This is a genomic window from Butyrivibrio sp. NC2002, assembly GCF_000702265.1.
Lineage (GTDB): Bacteria > Bacillota > Clostridia > Lachnospirales > Lachnospiraceae > Butyrivibrio.
In genome coordinates, this window is sequence record NZ_KL370880.1 from 445,832 (window position 1) to 466,084 (window position 20,253).

18 protein-coding genes, 2 tRNA genes, 1 pseudogene and 1 other annotated feature are annotated in these 20,253 nt (G+C 41.3%); of the genes and pseudogenes, 16 read left to right on the top strand and 5 right to left on the bottom strand.

What is annotated here, in order from left to right:
- Nucleotides 1-121 precede the first annotated feature (121 nt).
- From T543_RS15265 to T543_RS09125, 15 genes and pseudogenes are all read left to right on the top strand, one after another.
- Entirely contained in the window at nt 122-1,429 is a 1,308-nt protein-coding gene (locus tag T543_RS15265; RefSeq protein WP_051638660.1) for a CAP domain-containing protein, read from the top strand.
- 15 nt (nt 1,430-1,444) lie between these two features.
- Complete coding sequence (locus T543_RS09065; RefSeq protein WP_035767704.1) at nt 1,445-2,404, top strand: serine O-acetyltransferase; 960 nt, start codon at nt 1,445-1,447, stop codon at nt 2,402-2,404.
- A gap of 171 nt (nt 2,405-2,575) precedes the next feature.
- Nucleotides 2,576-3,898, top strand: coding sequence for a flagellar hook protein FlgE (locus T543_RS09070; protein ID WP_035767705.1), 1,323 nt, complete (start codon nt 2,576-2,578; stop codon nt 3,896-3,898).
- A gap of 291 nt (nt 3,899-4,189) precedes the next feature.
- Nucleotides 4,190-4,954: an adaptor protein MecA gene (locus T543_RS09075; protein ID WP_035767707.1), complete on the top strand. Its 765-nt coding sequence runs from the start codon at nt 4,190-4,192 to the stop codon at nt 4,952-4,954.
- An 8-nt stretch (nt 4,955-4,962) separates the two neighbouring features.
- Complete coding sequence (locus T543_RS09080) at nt 4,963-5,745, top strand: hypothetical protein (RefSeq protein ID WP_035767709.1); 783 nt, start codon at nt 4,963-4,965, stop codon at nt 5,743-5,745.
- A 70-nt stretch (nt 5,746-5,815) separates the two neighbouring features.
- Nucleotides 5,816-6,151 (top strand): hypothetical protein, encoded by a 336-nt coding sequence (locus tag T543_RS09085; RefSeq protein WP_035767711.1) that lies wholly within the window; start codon nt 5,816-5,818, stop codon nt 6,149-6,151.
- An 89-nt stretch (nt 6,152-6,240) separates the two neighbouring features.
- Nucleotides 6,241-6,481, top strand: a binding site (T-box leader).
- Between the two features lie 96 nt (nt 6,482-6,577).
- On the top strand, nt 6,578-7,600 hold the full coding sequence (gene trpD, locus T543_RS09090; protein ID WP_035767713.1) for an anthranilate phosphoribosyltransferase: 1,023 nt from the start codon (nt 6,578-6,580) through the stop codon (nt 7,598-7,600).
- The gene (trpC, locus tag T543_RS09095) at nt 7,587-8,366 is read left to right on the top strand and encodes an indole-3-glycerol phosphate synthase TrpC (protein WP_035767714.1); all 780 of its coding nucleotides are present in this window, start codon (nt 7,587-7,589) and stop codon (nt 8,364-8,366) included. The genes trpD and trpC overlap by 14 nt, the downstream gene beginning before the upstream one ends.
- Before the next feature lie 10 nt (nt 8,367-8,376).
- A pseudogene (locus T543_RS16665) lies at nt 8,377-8,943 on the top strand (phosphoribosylanthranilate isomerase); the annotation flags it as partial.
- A 33-nt stretch (nt 8,944-8,976) separates the two neighbouring features.
- The gene (trpB, locus tag T543_RS09100; protein WP_035768328.1) at nt 8,977-10,167 is read left to right on the top strand and encodes a tryptophan synthase subunit beta; all 1,191 of its coding nucleotides are present in this window, start codon (nt 8,977-8,979) and stop codon (nt 10,165-10,167) included.
- Nucleotides 10,160-10,936, top strand: coding sequence for a tryptophan synthase subunit alpha (gene trpA / locus T543_RS09105; RefSeq protein ID WP_035767716.1), 777 nt, complete (start codon nt 10,160-10,162; stop codon nt 10,934-10,936). The genes trpB and trpA overlap by 8 nt, the downstream gene beginning before the upstream one ends.
- The gene (gene trpE, locus T543_RS09110; protein WP_035767723.1) at nt 10,926-12,431 is read left to right on the top strand and encodes an anthranilate synthase component I; all 1,506 of its coding nucleotides are present in this window, start codon (nt 10,926-10,928) and stop codon (nt 12,429-12,431) included. Before trpA ends, trpE begins: the two co-directional genes overlap by 11 nt.
- Nucleotides 12,428-13,000: an anthranilate synthase component II gene (locus T543_RS09115; protein WP_035767724.1), complete on the top strand. Its 573-nt coding sequence runs from the start codon at nt 12,428-12,430 to the stop codon at nt 12,998-13,000. Before trpE ends, T543_RS09115 begins: the two co-directional genes overlap by 4 nt.
- 65 nt (nt 13,001-13,065) lie before the next feature.
- Nucleotides 13,066-13,149 (top strand) — tRNA-Leu (locus T543_RS09120).
- A gap of 27 nt (nt 13,150-13,176) precedes the next feature.
- Nucleotides 13,177-13,260: transfer RNA gene (locus T543_RS09125), tRNA-Leu, on the top strand.
- A gap of 689 nt (nt 13,261-13,949) precedes the next feature.
- On the opposite strand, the gene T543_RS09130 is transcribed toward T543_RS09125, so the two are convergent.
- The 5 genes from T543_RS09130 to T543_RS09150 all read right to left on the bottom strand — a co-directional run bounded on the left by T543_RS09130 (nt 13,950) and on the right by T543_RS09150 (nt 18,537).
- Nucleotides 13,950-15,065 carry a helix-turn-helix domain-containing protein gene (locus tag T543_RS09130; RefSeq protein ID WP_035767725.1) on the bottom strand — a complete coding sequence of 372 codons (1,116 nt, stop codon included), beginning with the start codon at nt 15,063-15,065 and terminating at the stop codon, nt 13,950-13,952.
- Nucleotides 15,055-16,338 carry an MFS transporter gene (locus T543_RS09135; protein WP_035767727.1) on the bottom strand — a complete coding sequence of 428 codons (1,284 nt, stop codon included), beginning with the start codon at nt 16,336-16,338 and terminating at the stop codon, nt 15,055-15,057. The genes T543_RS09130 and T543_RS09135 overlap by 11 nt, the downstream gene beginning before the upstream one ends.
- Before the next feature lie 219 nt (nt 16,339-16,557).
- Nucleotides 16,558-17,154: a TatD family nuclease-associated radical SAM protein gene (locus tag T543_RS09140; RefSeq protein WP_035767729.1), complete on the bottom strand. Its 597-nt coding sequence runs from the start codon at nt 17,152-17,154 to the stop codon at nt 16,558-16,560.
- Between the two features lies 1 nt (nt 17,155).
- Nucleotides 17,156-17,668: a TIGR04002 family protein gene (locus tag T543_RS09145; RefSeq protein WP_035767731.1), complete on the bottom strand. Its 513-nt coding sequence runs from the start codon at nt 17,666-17,668 to the stop codon at nt 17,156-17,158.
- Between the two features lie 38 nt (nt 17,669-17,706).
- Nucleotides 17,707-18,537 (bottom strand): pyridoxamine kinase, encoded by an 831-nt coding sequence (locus T543_RS09150; RefSeq protein WP_035767733.1) that lies wholly within the window; start codon nt 18,535-18,537, stop codon nt 17,707-17,709.
- An 836-nt stretch (nt 18,538-19,373) separates the two neighbouring features.
- Here T543_RS09150 and dinD point away from each other — a divergent pair.
- The gene (gene dinD, locus T543_RS09155; protein ID WP_051638661.1) at nt 19,374-20,225 is read left to right on the top strand and encodes a DNA damage-inducible protein D; all 852 of its coding nucleotides are present in this window, start codon (nt 19,374-19,376) and stop codon (nt 20,223-20,225) included.
- Nucleotides 20,226-20,253: the final 28 nt, after the last annotated feature.

Consider the following 20,253-nt stretch of genomic DNA (forward strand, 5'->3'; position numbering starts at 1 on the left):
CACCTAAATTAAAAAAATTTTGTTTTTATATAAAACTTTTGTTTTTTACTGTTTTCTTTTACAATAAACTAAGCAAGATATGCGCGACTACAAAACAAAATGAGGGATGGTTTGAAATGCTATGAAAAAGTTTTTGGTGGAAAACGGATTAAAAAGAATTGCATGTCTGTCATTATCTGTCTGTATGACGGTAGCTGCAATATCAGTCTGCGGGGGTGTTCCCGGGGCTAGGATAAGGACATGCATTACGGCAAATGCAGCTGAAACGGTTATTTCCAGACCGGCTATCACAGAACTTTCAAATGAATATGAAGGCGTGAAGGTTACTTTCAAAGGATCATCTGATGCGGAAGGTTATTATGTCTTCAGAAGGCAGAAATCTACGCAGCAATGGCTTTTGGTCGGTACTGTATATGGCGCTGATGCCACATCTTATGTTGATGATGATGCCATGAAGGATGGCGGAATATACACATATATGGTGAGGGCTTTTTGCGGAGAAAATGTTTCTGCAGACTCAGCTACTAAGACTATTACCAGAGTTATCGAGTCCAGAATAAAAGTGAAGCTAAAGTTCGGACAAAAAGCAGCAAGAAAGATGCACAAGATGGTTAATGAGTTCAGGACCGGCTCTGAAGCATGGGCCTGGAATTCGACAAATAGCCAGAAGGTCTATATGTCAGGGCTTGCGAAGCTAAGCTATGACTACACTCTTGAAAAGATAGCAATGCTCAGGGCTGCGGAAATAGCCATTAAATTTGCGCATGAGCGTCCAAACGGAAAGGACTGCTTTAGTGCCTACGGCGAGTCGGGATATATTTATACCGCAGCGGGAGAGAATATCGCATACGGCTATAAATCAGCATCTGCCGCTTTTAAAGCTTTTCAGGAAACAAATAGTTATTACGTCGGTCAGGGGCACAGAAGAAACATGCTTGGTACTTCATACAATGTATGTGCTTTTGGACACGTGAAGCTAAACGGAGTTAATTACTGGGTTCAGGAATTTGCCAATACCACTGAAGACTCCGACTACACCAAGGCTGTAAACGGCTTCAAGAAGGTGTCGATAGATGTTGCGGCTGATGACATAAGCCAGTATAAGAAGACCATAAAGAGCCTCAATGCCAAGATAAAGGATTATCCTCCGAGAGCGGTGACGATAAATACCGCAGAAGTTTTGGGTAAAAAGGTTGCTCTTACATACACAAGGTCAAATGGTGCTGCAGGATATGAAATATATCGCTCTACAAAGAAAAACAAGGGCTACACCAAGGTTGGCACTGTGAAAAAGCAGGATACACTTACTTTTACAGACAAAAAGGCATCCCGAAAAAAGAAATATTATTACTATGTTGTTCCCTACAGGGTTGCACATGGTGATAAAATATATGGCAAAAAATCTAACATTATCATAGCAAGAACATAAGGATTGGAGATATCGATGGACATAGGAGAACGTCAGAATCTTAATCATGAAATAGAAGGGATCGTTGGTCTTATACTGGATGATTACAACAAGGGAAGGGATGTTGATAACCTTGATGTGTTTAACCAGCCTGACCGGGATGCGGTTGTTGATATCGTAAGAAAAATAATGCGCATTCTTTTCCCCGGATATTACAGAGATAAGATTTACAGAAGCTATAATGATACCAACCGTATTGCGGTTGTTATAGAAGATGTCATTTATAACATGCAAAAGCAGATGGCTATTGCTTTCAGGCACAGCGAGGATTACAAGAGTGCAACTGATGACACTCTTACCTGCGGTGCAAGATGTATCACACTTGAGTTTTTCAGAAGAATACCGCATATAAGAGAGCTTGTTGATACAGATCTTCAGGCAACCTTTGACGGAGACCCCGCAGCATACAACAAGGAAGAGATAATCCTGTCCTATCCCGGACTCATGGCAGGTACAATAAACAGGATCGCGCATGAGCTTTATCTTCTCAAGGTGCCGCTTATTCCAAGAATGATGACGGAATATGCTCATTCCATAACGGGAATCGACATTCATCCCGGTGCAACACTTGGAAAATACTTCATGATCGATCACGGAACAGGCATAGTTATTGGTGAGACATCAATTATCGGTGAGCACGTGAAGATATATCAGGGAGTAACTATAGGTGCGCTTTCAACCAGAGGCGGTCAGTCACTTAAGGGGGCAAAAAGACATCCTACTATTGAGGATAACGTAACTATCTATGCAGGAGCTTCTATCCTTGGCGGTGAGACGATAATCGGGCATGACAGTGTTATTGGATCAAATGCTTTCATAACATCTTCAATCTGCCCCGGCACCAAGGTGAGCATCAAAAACCAGGAGCTTCAGTACAATAACGGCTCAGATGAATCTGTGGAAAGAAAAGATCTTGACTGCAACCAGAGGTTCTGATCATAAAAAGAGATTGTTTTTCAAAAAAATAAAAAAAGCTATAAAGTAAGTAGAGAAATCATCCGATATAGAAGACGTAGGAATAATATAACTACGCAATGCGCCGGCACAAGGATGTGACCGCAAACTATATCACGGATGATTTTTTTACATTTAGAAAGCGGTGAGTTTATGGTTAGATCTTTATGGTCAGGAGTTGCAGGGCTCAAAACACATCAGCAGCAAATGGATGTTATAGGTAACAACGTAGCAAACGTCAATACCACTTCATATAAATCGCAGCGTTCCACTTTCGGAGATCTGCTTTATCAGACTTCGAAGAAGGCTTATGCACCTTCAGCGGTAAGAAGCGGAACAAATGCAAAGCAGATTGGTCTTGGAGCAAAGACATCTGCGATCATGACAAATGTTGCAAAACAGGGATCCATCCAGACAACGGATGCACCCTTTGATGTCAGCATAACCGGTGATTCATTTTTTGTAATAGAAAATGCCAGCGGACAGCTCAATTATTCAAGAGATGGATCATTTACAGTTGATGCCAACGGCTATCTTGTAACCAGGGGCAACGGATACTATGTAAGAGGTATAACCGAGGAAGGCCAAGAAGCTGCAAATCTCGGCAGGATCCAGGTTCTTCCGATAGATGATGAAGGCAATATACAGACAATGGCCGGAGAAGCTACAACCTATGCAAGAGTTGCCGGCAATATCAGCAGAACAGATACTCAGCTTAGCAAAGAAGGCGGAAGAACACTCGACCTTGAGTTTTATGGAACAGATGGCAACACCTACACCATGAGACTTAGATTTACAGATGCAGGAGATGACAACGACACGACATATCAGGCAACAATCTCCAATATATATGATGCAAACCACAATGACATCGCGGGCGGAGTGCCTGAAGATAATACAATAGCTTTAACTTATGATCCTACAACAGGTAAATTTACAGCTGCAGATGGGCAGGACAACGGGCAGGTTGTCGTAGCTTTTCAGGGAGATGCAGCTGCAGCTGGAACACTTACACTTGATTTTAGCGCAACTACCAACTATGCACCTCTAAACGGAAGCTCAAGTTCTTCACTTGAAGCCTATAGGGGCGATGCCGAAGGCAATCTGGAAGGTTATCCTGAAGGCAAGATGACAGGCGTATCAATAGGACGCGATGGCACAATAACCAGACTTTTCAGCAATGGACAGACAATGTTTGCAGGACAGATAGTAGTTGCCGAATTTGCCAATGTCACAGGTCTTGAAAAAGAAGGCGAGAACCTGTACTCGGTAACAGGTAACTCAGGAGAGCCCAATTATATGTTCGTTACAGATGACGGCGGATACATGACAGCCGGAACTCTTGAAATGAGTAATGTGGATCTCTCGACCGAGTTCACCAATATGATAGTTACCCAGAGAGGATTCCAGGCAAACAGCAGAGTGATCACAGTAACAGACACATTGCTGGACGAGCTCAGACAACTAAAGAGATAACGTGATTGTCTTACCTCATTTGGTAAAAAACAATAAAGCACATTGAAAACAGACCGAACAGAATGCTTTGAAAGAAGTATCCCTTTTCGGTCTTTTTTATGAAAATATAATTTATAAAACATGGAATACTTATAATTAGACAGAGGACAGACGGCTAAATATATAGTACAATATAGTTAGAAAGAAGCAATTTTGCGACAATTAGCACTCAACACTAGACAGTGCTAATAAAAGAGTATATAATCACAAGATGGAACGCAAAGTTATTACCAAGGAAGGAGATGAGGCTATATGGTAATCGTAAAAATGAACAATACTACGGTAGAGTGCAGTATTGCTGCATCAGAACTTCGTGAAATAGGCCTCACACCCGAGGCAATCATGAATGGGGAAAAGAAGACAGTACCCTTCATGGCTCAGCTTAATAGGGAAGTAGGAGAGCAGCTGGGTTACAACCCTGAGACAGAAGTTCTAATGATGAGCAAGAACATGATGATGGACGGCAGCGTCCGGATCTTTGCAATAAAGATGTCCAACGAGGATATTCAGAAATCTGCAGACAGGATCAGAGGTTCAGCAGAAGCAATACTTAAAGAGATGACTCAGGAAAGAGTTGATGCCATCAAACAAAAGGCCGGAATGGAAAAGGGCGAGGCACTCAATGAGATGATCAGCCAGGTTTCAGAACTTATAGAGAAAATCTATGAACCGGATGAGGCACAGGAGCCTGAGATTGAAGCTATGGCAAAGCCTTTGGTCAATACCGAGAAGTACATGGCTATATTTGATTCAATCGATTCTGCAGCGAGATTTGCCAAGATTTCAGCAGCGCTTCCGATCACGGAATCAAAGCTTTACAAGAGCGGATCAGAGTATTATCTTACACTGGTACTTGAACCCGACGGAGATAATGCGGTTTATGACCTTAGAAGAACCGGGCTTGAGTATGCAAGAGAACTCATGATGAATTCAGCTGAGCAGACACACATTGAGGAGACAGCAAAGTGTATCATCAAAGAAGATGCGCTTACACATCTTAAGGATATGCTTTCATAACCTGAAATATGAATGTTATAGCAATTGATTTTACAGGAATATACGAAAACGAGGGCTTTACCTTTCTAACGGGAGACAAAAGCTCTCGTTTAGTTTTAAATGAGGATACATTTTATGCAAGTTTTAAAGATGTTACCGGCACAAACTGTATCTGTGATGACTATGCCTGTGAAGAGATAAAAAAACGACTAAGAGAACTTGATATAAACAAATACAAGGTGAGATTTTTCGACTCCGGAAATTATCACTATATGTCAAAACTACTGATAGATCTCATGTGCGAGGATAATAGCGATAAGTTCGATGAGTTCGATATCATAATGTTTGACCATCACCCTGATATGAAGTGGACATCATACGGAGATATATTATCCTGCGGAAGCTGGGTCCTTAATGCGTTAAAAGATCATGAGGAGATAGGCAGGGTCTACATTATAGGAGCTGACGAAAAACTGATAAGTGAAGTTGTACAGGAAAATCCTGAATATGCTAAAAGAGTTGCCTTCCTTCATGAGATAGATGAACTCGAAAAATACGAAATAACAAATGTGTATCTGTCCATAGACAAGGACGTTATAAGTGATAGCGAACTGGCTACTAACTGGGATCAGGGAAATATGAGCATAGAAAGACTAAGGCACTGCCTTGATGAGCTGAAAAAGCGGTTTTCTGACAGAATCCTTGCAGTTGATGTCTGTGGGGAATGTATGCCGGATGATGAGCGACTTTTTACAGATATAGGAATATCTGCAAGTAATGCGGTTAATAGTATGATTATTGACAGTTTTTAGTTTGTGAAAAAATGTATTAGTGATATAATTATAGACAGAATTAACGATATATGGGGGGCTTAGCAGCATAATGGACAAGAGAATCAGAGACAGATTAAGAAGAATTGAAAAAATGGAAATTGAGCTTTTATCCGATGAGGAGCTCATAAACGAAAAGAAGGAGCTGTTGATATTGATCAAGGCAGTTCAAAATGAACTTGTCAGAAAGATGATCTTGATAGCTGCGATTATAGTAGGTCTTGCTGTTTCGCTGACGGGACTTTTTTCATACCCCTCTGCTCCGATGCTTGGGGTTGTGCTTGTTTTCGTGCTTCTTTTTATTGCATCTATCATGATCTACTACCAGAAGAACTCGATTTTGGAGGAATTATATAAGGCTTCGGACCTTCTTACAATAAAAGAGTAAAATACATCAATAAACTGAATAAAAATTATCAATAAATTGCGTTGACAATAAAAAAGCAGAATGATAACATTACTTCAATTTAATAAAGCTTTAAACCGTTGAAGGAGAGGAGTACCTCTTTGTGATGCCTAAGAGAGAGCTGCGTAGCTGGGATGCAGTAGGATAGCAATTTGGGAATGGACTCCTGAGGGTGTAGGGAAATGCATTTGGCAGAGTATTCTACAACGTATGCATACGTTAGTTGCAAGGGATATGTTGGTATCCTGAAAAGAGCATAAGCTTGCTTATGAATTCAAGGTGGCACCGCGGATATAATAATTCGTCCTTGATAGAAATTTATATTTCTATCAGGGATTTTTTTTCGTTAAAAATCGGAACGGAAAGATCTCTGATAGGCAAAACATCAAAGAAAAGGGGACTAAAAAAATGATCAGAGAAGCAATCGAGAAAATTGTAAACAAGGAAGACCTTAGCTATGACGAAGCCTTCGAAGTAATGAATGAAATCATGAATGGAGACAGTACTCCTACTCAGAACGCCGCATTTCTTGCCGCACTTTCGACAAAGAGTGCAAGGGCGGAGACAACTGATGAAATCGCAGGTTGCGCGGCTGCTATGAGATCACATGCAACAAAGGTAGAAACCGACATGGATGTGTTTGAGATAGTTGGAACGGGCGGAGACAACGCTCACAGCTTTAATATATCAACAACTTCTGCACTTGTTGCGGCAGCAGGCGGAATGAAGGTTGCAAAGCACGGTAACAGAGCGGCTTCATCCTTGTGCGGAACCGCTGATTGTCTTGAGGCACTTGGGGTAAATATAGATCAGGATCCTCAAAAGTGCGTAGAGCTACTTGAAAAGGTTGGAATGTGTTTCTTCTTTGCACAGAAGTATCACACTTCAATGAAGTATGTAGGTGCTATTCGAAAGGAACTGGGATTCAGAACGGTTTTCAATATCTTAGGACCTCTTACCAATCCGGCATCACCTAAGATGCAGCTTCTTGGTGTGTATGATGAATACCTTGTTGAGCCGCTTGCACAGGTACTTATAAATCTTAGAGTTAAGCGCGGAATGGTAGTTTATGGAATGGATAAACTCGATGAAATCTCCATGAGTGCTCCGACAAGAGTATGTGAGATAAACAACGGATGGTTTAAATCCTACGTTATAGAGCCTGAGGATTTTGGTTTTGAAAAATGCACTAAGGATGATCTAAAGGGCGGAACACCTGAGGAAAATGCAAAGATCACAAGAGATATCCTCGGCGGAGCAAAGGGTGCCAAAACAAATGCAGTTCTGTTAAACGCCGGCGCATCACTTTATATCGGCGGAAAGGCTGAGAGCTTTAAAGATGGCGTAAAACTTGCAGAAGAAATAATTGCTTCGGGAAAGGCGCTTGAAACACTTGAAAGATTTATAGAGGTTAGTAATGACAATACTTGATGAATTGGCTGAATATGCAAGATACAGAACAAGCAAAGCAAAGGAAAAAGTTTCGCTATCTGCCCTGAAAGAAATGGCGCTTTCGCTTCCAAAGGGGAGCTATGAATTTGAAAAAGCTCTGAAAAAAGAAGGGGATATGGCTTTTATCTGTGAGTGCAAGAAGGCTTCTCCTTCAAAGGGAATGATAGCAGAGGATTTCCCCTATCTGCAGATTGCAAAAGACTACGAGATGGCAGGTGCTGACTGCATATCGGTTTTGACAGAGCCCAGGTGGTTTCTTGGAAGCGATGAGTACCTCAGAGAAATTGCAGAAAATGTAAGTATTCCCTGCATCAGAAAAGACTTCACGGTTGATGAGTACATGATATACGAGGCAAAAGTACTTGGCGCAAAGGCGGTACTTCTTATCTGCTCAATACTCTCAGGGGATGAGATAAAAAGATACATAGAAATATGTGACAATCTCGGAATGAGTGCTCTGGTGGAAGCTCACGATAAAGAAGAAATCGGGACTGCAATCGAATGCGGAGCAAGGATCATAGGAGTAAACAACAGAAATTTGAAGGATTTTTCAGTAAACACTGAAAACAGCAGGAAATTAAGAAGCCTGATTCCGGATGATGTTATCTATGTATCCGAGAGCGGAATAAGAGATGCTAAAGATATAAAGGCACTTAGAGAAGCAGGTGTGAACGCGGTTTTGATAGGCGAAGCGCTTATGAAGGCAGCAGATAAAAGGCAGATGCTTTCAAGACTTAAAGGATAAGGTGTAAAAAATGGCGGTTATAAAGTTTTGCGGACTTACTAAAAAAGAAGATATAGAAGAAGCAAACAAGCTCCTTCCCGAGTATGTTGGATTTGTTTTCTGGGATAAGAGCAGGCGCTATATTACTAAGGATAAGGCAAGAGCATTAAAGAATATGCTCAGCCCCAAAATAAAGTCTGTCGGAGTATTTGTAGATGCCCCCAAAAGCGATGTTCTTAGTCTTTTTAAAGAAGGGATAATCGACGTGGCTCAGCTTCACGGAAAAGAAAATGATGACTACATAAAGTCCTTAAAAAATGAGAAAGTTCCTGTTATCAAGGCTTTTAAGATAGAGGATAAAAAAAGCCTGAATCTGGCGGCTGAATCGCCTGCTGATTACGTGATGCTTGATGCAGGCAAGGGCGAAGGAAAAAAGTTTGACTGGTCACTTATTAAAGACTTTCATAGACCGTTTTTCCTTGCGGGAGGTCTTGATAGCGCAAATGTAGGATATGCGGTTGATAAATTACATCCTTACGGAGTTGACGTAAGTTCAGGCATTGAGACTGGGATAGATAAAGATAAAGAGAAGATGAAAAGATTTGTAGAGAAAGTTAGAGAGGATAAGAAGATGACTAAAGCAAGAGGAAGGTTCGGGATGCATGGAGGACAGTATATTCCCGAAACACTTATGAATGCAGTAAATGAGCTTGAAAAAGCATATAACAAATATAAGGACGATCCGGATTTTTGCAGGGAACTGACAGATCTATTGAACAATTATGCCGGAAGACCAAGCCTTTTATATTATGCAGAGAAAATGACAAAAGATCTGGGCGGAGCAAAGATATATCTTAAGAGAGAAGACCTTAATCATACGGGTTCTCACAAGATAAACAATGTTCTTGGACAGGCGCTTCTTGCAAAAAAGATGGGTAAGACAAGGCTTATCGCTGAAACGGGCGCAGGTCAGCATGGAGTTGCAACAGCGACTGCAGCAGCACTTCTTGGTATGGAATGTGTTGTTTTTATGGGAAAAGAGGATACAGAGAGACAGGCGCTTAACGTATACAGAATGAGGCTTTTGGGAGCTGAAGTAATCCCTGTTACATCAGGAACGGCAACACTTAAGGATGCAGTTTCAGAGGCTATGAGAGAGTGGACAAAGAGAATTGATGATACTCACTACTGCCTTGGTTCCGTCATGGGACCGCACCCTTTCCCTACGATAGTAAGAGATTTTCAGGCAGTCATATCAAGGGAGTCAAAACAGCAGATCCTCGAGAAAGAGGGAAGACTTCCTGATGCAGTGGTTGCATGTGTTGGCGGCGGAAGCAATGCAATCGGAAGCTTTTATAACTATATAGATGATGAGGGCGTTGAGCTGTATGGATGTGAGGCAGCAGGCAGAGGAATAGATACTTTTGAAACAGCAGCTACTGTAAACACCGGAAAAGTCGGGATTTTCCATGGCATGAAATCATACTTCTGTCAGGATGAATACGGACAGATAGCACCTGTTTATTCCATATCCGCAGGTCTTGACTATCCGGGTGTTGGACCTGAACACGCATATCTGCACGATATCGGCAGAGCAAAGTATGTTCCTGTTACAGATGATGAAGCGGTTGATGCTTTTGAATACCTGTCAAAGACAGAGGGTATAATACCTGCAATTGAGAGCGCACACGCAGTTGCTTTTGCAAGAAAACTGGCAAAAACAATGGATAAGGACAAGATAATAATAGTTACCATTTCAGGAAGAGGAGATAAGGACTGTGCTGCAATAGCACGTTACAGAGGGGAGGACATCCATGAGTAAGATAGCTGAGGCATTTTTAAATAAAAAGGCATTTATACCGTTTATTACCTGCGGTGATCCCGATCTTGAGACTACCAAAAACATAGTAAAAAAACTTGCGGAAAGCGGAGCTGACCTTATAGAACTGGGCATTCCTTTTTCAGATCCCACTGCTGAGGGACCGGTGATCATGGAGGCCAATATCAGGGCCTTGAAGAATGGTATCACTACGGATGACGTTTTTGATATGGTGAGGGAACTTAGGGAGAGTGTAACTGTTCCCATGGTTTTTATGACTTATGCCAATGTTGTTTTTTCATACGGAATAGAGAAATTTGTTCAAAACTGCCGTGAGGTTGGAATTGACGGTATGATACTTCCGGATGTTCCCTTCGAGGAAAAGAGAGAGTTTGAGGAAATATGTGAGGCGTATGGGATAGATTTTATTTCAATGATCGCGCCTACTTCAGCAGAGAGGATAGATAAAATTGCGCAGGAAGCAAAAGGGTTTATTTACATTGTTTCAAGCCTTGGCGTGACCGGAACAAGAGATAGCATTTCAAGTGACATCAAGTCACTTGTTCAGAGAGTTCGCAAAAACACAGATGTTCCCTGCGCTGTAGGCTTTGGAATATCGACACCTGCTCAGGCAGCAGAAATGGCTGATATCTCGGACGGTGCGATAGTTGGTTCCGCAATTGTAAGGATAATAGGACAATACAAAAAGGATGCACCAAAATACGTCGGACAAATGGTCACAGAGATGAAGGAGGCTTATCATGCATCCTGAAAAGAGCAGCAAAGATACGCTTTTTCCGTCTTTTGATGAGGCTAAAAAGTATGCAGAAAACTACAGATATGTTCCTGTAGCGGGCGAGATTTTAAGTGATGTCATTACTCCGATAAATCTTTTGAAAAAATTAAAATTAAAGAGTAAATACTGTTATCTTCTGGAGTCAGTGGAACATCAGGAGAGATGGGGAAGATATACATTTTTAGGATACGAGCCGCTTCTTGATTTCACCTGCATTGACGGAGAGGTTACAGTAAAAAGCACGAAAGACGGAAGTGAAAAGACATATAAGGAAAATCCGATCGCATCGCTTAAAAAGCTTCTTTCCGAATATACCAGTCCAAAGATACAGGGAATGCCTTCATTTACCGGTGGGCTTGTGGGATACTTTGGATATGATTTCATCAAGTATACAGAACCAAAGCTTGTTCTTGACGCGAAGGACAGAGAGTGCTTTAAAGATGTGGATCTCATGCTTTTTGACAAGGTTATATGTTTTGACAACTTAAGGCAGAAGATCATTATCATCGTAAATGTGGATACCAGGGATTTTGAGAGAGGATATAACAAGGCAGTTGAAGATATTGATGAAATTATTGAGCTTATCCTAAGCGGCGAAGAGATTGAGGATGAGCCGGCTGTTTTAAAGTCGGATTTTGAACCTCTTTTTGATAAAGAGCAGTATATGGAGATGGTTGAAAGAGGGAAAAAGTACATATACGAAGGGGATATTTTTCAGGTTGTTTTGTCAAACAGGCTTGAAGCCAGAATGGAAGGCTCCCTGTTAAACACATACAGAGTGCTAAGGACGATCAATCCGTCGCCGTATATGTTCTATTTTAGCGGAGATGATGTCGAAGTTGCGGGGGCATCACCTGAGACACTTGTTAAGCTGGAAAACGGAGTTCTTCACACTTTTCCTCTTGCGGGTTCACGGCCTAGAGGAAAAGATGCGGATGAGGACGAGGCTCTTACTAAGGAACTTCTTGCAGATGAGAAGGAATGTGCTGAGCACAACATGCTTGTTGACCTTGGAAGAAACGATCTGGGAAAGATCAGTAAGTATGGCTCGGTAAAAGTTGAGGATTATATGTCTGTGCAGAAATACTCACATATCATGCATATCGGCTCGACTGTGAGAGGCGAAATAAGGAAAGAGTATGACGCCGTTGATGCAATATCTGCAGTGCTTCCTGCAGGGACTTTGTCCGGAGCGCCAAAGATAAGGGCTTGCGAAATTATAAACGAACTTGAAAATAACAAGCGCGGAATCTACGGCGGAGCTATCGGATATATTGATTTTGCAGGAAACATGGATACCTGTATAGGAATCCGGATAGCATACAAGAAAAACGGAAAGGTGTTTGTAAGATCCGGAGCAGGAATTGTTGCGGACTCTGTGCCTGAAAAGGAGTACACAGAGTGCATAAACAAGGCAAGGGCATGCACGAAGGCTTTGGAAGAATCTGCGATAAAGTGGGTGGAAAAATGATATTGCTTATAGATAACTATGATAGTTTTTCATACAATCTCGTTCAGCTTGTTGGGATGATCAACAGTGACATTATGGTGATAAGAAATGATGAGAAAAGCCTTAGCGGGATCGAAGAATTAAATCCAAGTCACATAATAATCTCTCCGGGTCCCGGAAGGCCACAGGATGCCGGGATCTGTGAGAATGCTATAAGATATTTTGCGGGGAAAGTGCCGATTTTGGGAGTGTGCCTTGGACATCAGGCTATATGCGAAAGCTTCGGTGCGACCATTACCTATGCGTCTACGCTTATGCATGGGAAAAAATCTGATGTAAATATCATGGGTGATTGTAAGCTTTTTGATGGAATAGGAAAGCGCACCGGGGTAGCAAGGTATCATTCACTTGCTGCAAAAGGCGATACTATACCGGAATGTCTTGAGGTGGTTGCAAAAACCGATGACGGTGAAATAATGGCCGTGAAACACAGAGAATATGAAGTATACGGGGTTCAGTTCCATCCGGAATCAATACTGACTGATGATGGCATGAAAATGCTGTCCAATTTTTTAAGTATTTCAGCATAAATGGATAGTAATAAAAATAGTCATTGACAAAGAGCATAAAGATGGCTAAAATCAATATGTTGCGTGCAGGAATGGCGGAATTGGCAGACGCGCACGGTTCAGGTCCGTGTGATAGCAATATCATGAGGGTTCAAGTCCCTTTTCCTGCATCTTTCGAAAACTCTATATTGATTTATGCGGAAGTGTCGGAATTGGCAGACGAGCAAGACTAAGGATCTTGTGATGGTTACATCGTGAGGGTTCAAGTCCCTTCTTCCGCACGATTAACTAAGAACTAGGATGCATTCCTAGTTCTTTTTTTACTTTAAAAAATATGACATGCATCCTAGTTCTTAGTTAATAGGCCGAGGAGTCCCTTGAACCCAAGGTTCAAGGTCTCCTCGCCCTGACGGGCTTCGTCGGTCGGTTCGGTGGGAAAAAGGGCGCACGACGTCCGGGGGACGTCGGCTTTGCGCGGACCGAAGTGAAACGTAGATCCCCGGACCTTTTTCTTTTTCCACCCTTGTCAGAAGAAGAATTTGTCCTGTCATCGCATCTCCGAATTTCTAAAAAGCCACAAGTTCCCTTGTTTTCGTGGCAACTTGTGGCTTTTGCCGCTCCGCAACGCTGTGGCAAAAAGAGCAAAAGCAACAAGTCCTGTTGTTTTCATATGAACTTGGGGTATTTCACCCATATCAGAAGAAGAATTCGTCCTGTCATCGCATCTCCGAATTTCTAAAAAGCAACAAGTCCCCGCGATTTCATGGCAACTTGGGGCTTTTACCGCTCCGCAGCGCTGGAGCAGAAAGTGCAAAAGCAACAAGTCTTGCTGTTTTCATATGATCTTGGGGTATTTCACCAATGATATTGCAGCGGATAATCCATCTTATAAATTGTTTTTGAAAAATGGATTCATGATTGAGTATCAAAACGAAGAAGTTGTGATGGTTAAAAAAATCTATAGCTCATGTCATTTTATCTCTTTCCAGTATTTCTCAGCATGTTTTAACATTTTTTGAATGTTGTCAGGCATGGGATTGGTAGGGTGAGGCTCCTGAGAAAATAATGAATCAATGCTCTCAACGGCGCCTACTCCAAGTTCATCGTATAGCATTGGCTTATAATTCTCTTTAGCATGCCAAAATCGTATCTTTCCGTCGATACTATTGACTGGAGATCTGTCGAATTTCACAGCAAGTTTATATGCCTCATCTATAGACTGTCTCATGTTTTCATAGTCCCCAAGACAAGAAAGAGTCATAGCTTTAAGAATCAGTAAAATGGCCTGCATCTTAGTAAGATAGCTTATTTCGCTGCCAGCTGTTGCTTCATATATTTTTATGCACCAGTCCAAAACATCAAGGGCCTCCATGATATTATTTTTTTTACCGGTTTTAACAAGCGCAATAGCCATACTATTGGAATATTGTAGGCTGTTTAATAGGATAGATACCAGAACCTTTGTAAATCTATCCATTCCTTCTTCATGCATGCCCATATCCATCAGAATTTTTGCGATATTAATATCTGCAATTCCCTTATAGTTGATCTTTTTGAATTCTTCAAGGGCTTCCTCGGGACTAGCCTGACTTTTGAGTTCTGCTATACATAATCTGATTGAGAATTCATCGATGTCGGGATCGGTATTTTGGTCTATCAATCGAAGGGCTGATTCATAAAGATTGATAGTTTTGTCCAGATACTTTTTATATACGTTAGCTGAAGTGGCTACATTATAGGCTTTTGCACTTCCATAGATTATCTTAAAGTTTGTTGGATACCTGATCAGAGCTTTGTCAGCTTCGGATATTGCTTTATTATAATTGTTTTTCCTAAGAAGGGCGTCAATGTTTTTGATTGTAACATCCACATTTTTTGATGAAATGCTATACCCAAGCAGTACGTCAATGGAAATACCAAAAAAGTCTGCCAGCTCGATTAAGGTCATTATGTCAGGAATGGTACTGGCGCTTTCCCATTTCGATACTGCGCCAACAGTGATTCCAAAGGCCTCAGCGAGTTCTTCTTGTGTCAATCCCATCTCTTTTCGGTATTTTTTTATATTTTCACATAAATTAAGCTGCATCGACAATTTCTTCCCCTTTTTCTAAAGACGGTCTTGATACCAGTATTACAAATAAAACAATTACAGCAAAGATAACACCAAATAACATGATATTTTTAGTGGATATATGTGATACGAACAAGCTGACAAGTAGTGAACCAATGGGCATTGCAGCTGTGGAAAAAGCATTAAATACAGCAGAGGCCCGAGCCATATACTCTAAATCAACTGTTTTCATGAATTGTATTCCGATGATGCCACCAATTAGTGTGGCGGCAAGCATCATGGCAAAAAAACATGCGCTCACATCTATATAGCATAGAATTGCTTTACCACTAACAATACCTCCCATAGCTATTCCAAAAAGACCTATGCCTTCGATTCCCGTTCCGATGCAGACTGACTGCAAGGCTGAAAACTTTCTGGCGAACAAGGGTAAAAGAGCTGCTCCCACAATGCCACCAAGTGAAGCAAAAACACCTCCAAAGCTTAGAAGCTCACTGCCCATTTTAAATATTTCTTCCGCAATGGGTGCCTGAAGAGCGTTTATCGGGACCAGCATAAAGTTAAGCGCCACGCATAATATGCAGAAGTTCTTAACTATAGGCGTTTTTGTAACATATTTCATTCCATCTGTAAAAAGCGTGATGAACTTTTCAGAAGGACTGTTTGTATCAGTATCTGTTCTGTTGTGTGTGATTTCCTTAGTATTCATCAGCAGAATGAGTATTGATGCAATGATAAATGTTGAGATATCAATGATCATGGCAGGAACCACGCCCCATAATGAGATTATAATGCCTGCGATTCCTGTCCCTACAAGCGAAGCAGAATTTGTCAGTACCTCTGAAAGACTCATACCAGAGGTAAGATGTTCCTTTTTGATGACCTGAGCTGTAAAAGCAGAGCTTGCTGGTAGGCTAAAGGATTCAATGGTAGTAATAATAAGTGTAAGGACTGCCATTATAGGTGCATTGGCTCCCCCTAATATATACAAAGTGGCAAATAGAGTTATTACTACAGCTCTTATCATGTAAGCGGCTATGACTACTTTTTTCTTATTTCTCTTCTCAACAAGAGCTCCTGCAAATGGTTGAACAATCACATTTGGAAGCATATTGAATGCAAATATTAAAGCAGACCACATGGCACTATGCGTTATTTGATATATCAGCCACGTAAAGGCAATAACATCCACTGAATCGCCAAAGCGGTCAATCATTTTTGAAAAAATGAGTTTTCTGTAGTTACTATCTTTAATAATTGTTGTGTATGAAATGCTGGCTTGTTTCATATTGAAGCCCTCCTGTTAATTCAAGTATGGCTTCATTGTATGTCGTTATCATATTTATTATAATACCCTACTAGTATTAGTGGTAAAATAAAATCTTTCTTACTAAGAAAATAGCTACAATTGCAAGCTTAATTAAACATGTATAGTACAGGGGGGTCCCTAAAGGGACTAGGCGCTGTGCGCCGTCGCTGGATTCACACTAGACTCGAAAGAACCTCGTCAAGTTTTCTTTCGAATCCTCAGCGGAATATCATGTTCACGTGATAGTGCAAGGCATCGGTCGATTTCTTCCTGAGGGAGGACATCGACGATTGACCATTTGATGTCTTTTATTTCTTCCCTGCATCTTTTTGTGAATTCAAGCATGTTTTCGAAGCCATTGGAATGAAGTGGCCTTGTTACTTTTTCATAGTCTTCTTTTGTAGGGGCGTTAAGGCTCACAGAGACGCTGTCAATGACTTTGGCAAGCTCCGGAACTATATCACGGCCGTTTTCTACTGAGCCCTGGCCGTTGGTGTTTAGTCTTATTTTTAAATGCTTTTCTTTTTTGGCAAAAGCAGCAGCCTCTAGCAGTATGTCCAGCTGGCAGGTTGGTTCGCCGTAGCCACAGAACACAAGCTCATCGTAACCTGAAAAATCAAAATTGCGTATGGCATCAAGAACCTCGGCTTTGGTAGGATTGGCCTGATGCCAAAGGGTATCAGCATCGCCGACGCCATCTTTTACAAAGCGGATGCAGAAGGTGCATCTGCAGTTACATTTATTGGTAATATTTGCATAGACTGAGCCTTTATAAGTGTAGAGTATATCTGCCATATCAGGCCTCCGATCTGGCTTTGAAGCCAAACTTATCAAGTGTTGTACCAAGCATCAGGAAAAAGATCATACTGCCAAAGGACTGCACAAAGCTTCCGGAAAAGCTTGTGATGAGTGCTGCCTTAGTTCCGAATAAAAGAGCTTCAGCAAAATAATATCCTGTGGCTGAGATAAAGTAAGAAATGATCGGAGCGGCAATATTTCTTTTGCTAAGTATAGTTGCAGATTTATTGGTAAAAGGGATCACGATAAGGCTCTTTATTATAACAGTGGCCACTGTCCATGCAGGGGCAGTCAAAAGATCTGCAAGTCCTCCGCCAATTGCACCTGCCAGCATGGCATACGGCATTGGCAGTGTGGTGGCGGCAAGATATATTAGTCCATCACCGAAATGAATGTATCCGCCATTTATTCCAACGGGCACATGGCCTATGTAGGCTGTGAAAATTGTGATAAGGGCTGCAAAGATTCCGGTAAGTGTTAAGGTGTAAGTTTTGCTTCTTTTTCCTGTCATGTCTGTTCCCTACTTTCTGTGTAGTTTTCTTTGCGTTTTCAATTTGTTAGTAGTTTTAAATTTTTTTCATATGAGATCCCGGCTCTTGGGGCAGTGTCTTTTTCTGTATTTTTTATGGCTGTGTATATGAAATGGCTTGTCGTATCTGCTGCATCAAAAGCGCTGTCACCTCTTAATATTTTGCCTAAAAAGATAGATGCAAAGAGATCTCCTGTTCCGGAATAATGAATTCCGTTACTTTGCGTTGTGATAATTTTGCTGTTTCCGTTTTCCATAATAAAATTGCCGATCACATCTTTTTTTAAGAGAGGAATCCCGGTAACTGCGATGATCCTGTTGTGAGCACCGCCAAGTAGAACTGAAAGTCTTCGAATCTCGCTTATCAGGTCATCACCCTTGAGCTTCATTATTTCCTCAGGGCTTTCATCCGTCAGAAGACACAGCTCTGTCAAGTTTGGAGTTATTATGTCGGCTTCATTGACCATGGCTTTTATGGTCGTCAGAAGCTCTTTTGAAAAGTTTGTATAAGTTTTTCCGTCATCGCCCATGACAGGATCAACTAAAACCTTAGTGCTTGCTGATTTGAAGGCTTTTATAAATTCCAAACTGTTTTTTGCCTGCTGACCACTCATCATAAATCCGGTTATTATCCCGTCAAAAGTTTCTTCCTGTTGTTTCCATTCCCGCAGATATTCAGGTATTATGCCGGTCAGGTCTTTGAAATAATATGAAGGATATCCGGTCTGGGCGCTAAGAACTGCTGTTGGCAGTGGACAGCACTGAATTCCCATTGCTGCCAAAACTGTTATATCAGCAGTCAGTGAACACTTGCCGAACCCTGAAAGGTCATTAATCGCTGCTACTTTCATAAGTTGCTCCTTTAATGCTTTGTTATGGTAAAGAATATACTCTATTTTCTGGTATCATCAAAATGGTCAGACTAGAAGAATTTGTTAATACCAGATGTTCGCAAATGACTTATTATATATTTCTAAAGTGAACGAAAAACAGTGCATTTAATGTACAATTATATTAGGTTATTGTACGGATTTGGCGTTGGGGCAGGATATGCCCGAGGAGATAGAAGACAATCTCTGTAAATTATTATGAATGTGGTTAAAATATCCATGTATGAAATCATCAGGGGGTATGGCTATGAGACCACAGGATATCTGCTCGTACAGATTGTAAATTTTATCTGAACGATCTGCCACATTCCCTGTTGAAGGACAGCGCTAAATACCTTGGTATACTTCATGCTCCGAATTCCTCAAAAGCAACAAGTCCCCGCGATTTCATGGCAACTTGGGGCTTTTGTCGCTCCGCAGCGCTGGAGTAGAAAGTGCAAAAGCAACAAGTCCTGCAGTTTTCATATGAACTTGGGGTATTTTACTCATGTCAGAAGAAGAATTCATTCAGTCACCGCATCTTCGAATTTCTAAAAAGCAACAAGTCCCCGCGATTTCGTGGCAACTTGGGGCTTTTGTCGCTCCGCAGCGCTGGAGTAGAAAGTGCAAAAGCAACAAGTCCTGATGTTTTCATATGAACTTGGGGTATTTAACCCTTGTCAGAAGAAGAATTCGTCCTGTCATCGTATATCTATATATCTTTGCACCGATAGCTCATAAATAAATTTCCTAGTGCAATAATCCAAAAAGTATGATAGAATAATTTCGAACATAAGTTCTGAAAGGTGGACAAGAATATGCCGTCTCTTAAAGGAAAAGAATATAAAAGATTTGAAGATATAAAACATATTCGCAATGATGGTAGTGAATACTGGAGCGCCAGAGAACTTGCGCCTGTTTTGGAATACGCAAAATGGGATAATTTTCATAAGGTGATAAAGCGAGCAATGATTGCGTGTGAAAACGCCGGACACAGTATTTTAGACCAATTTCCCGAGGTCGGGAATTTGGTAGTAGGCGGTGTAGCTCCACGAGAAAAGGTTGATTATGAACTCACAAGATATGCTTGTTACCTTATTGTTCAGAATGGTGATCCCCGCAAGGAAGTGATTGCCTTAGGGCAGACGTATTTTGCAATACAGACTTACAGGCAAGAATTGGCAGATCACTTTAATCAATTGGACGAGGACCGCAGAAGACTCGTTGTCCGTGGAGATATTAAGCAATGGAATCAGCTTCTTGCTGAAACTGCTCATGATGCCGGAGTTATTACTAATGAAGAATTTGCCATCTTTCAGAATGCCGGATATTTGGGGCTCTACGGCGGACTGGATGTCGACGATATTCATAACAGAAAAGGATTGTCAATTAATCAGAAAATCCTTGACTACATGGGAAGCACCGAACTGATAGCAAATCTATTCCGTATATCCCAAACAGAAGAAAAGGTGCGAAAAGACAACATTCAAGGTGCAGATAAGGCTACGCAAACCCATTACGCAGTTGGGCGAGAGGTTCGAAAGGTAATAGAAAAGATTGGTGGAACTATGGCCGAAGATTTGCCGACACCGGAGCAAGTTCAAACTGAAGCTAACAAAATCAATACTGATTTCTTTTTCCACCTCACCCCATCTTCCGCATCGGGTTGAGTCTTAGGGACGGGTTAACAATAAAATC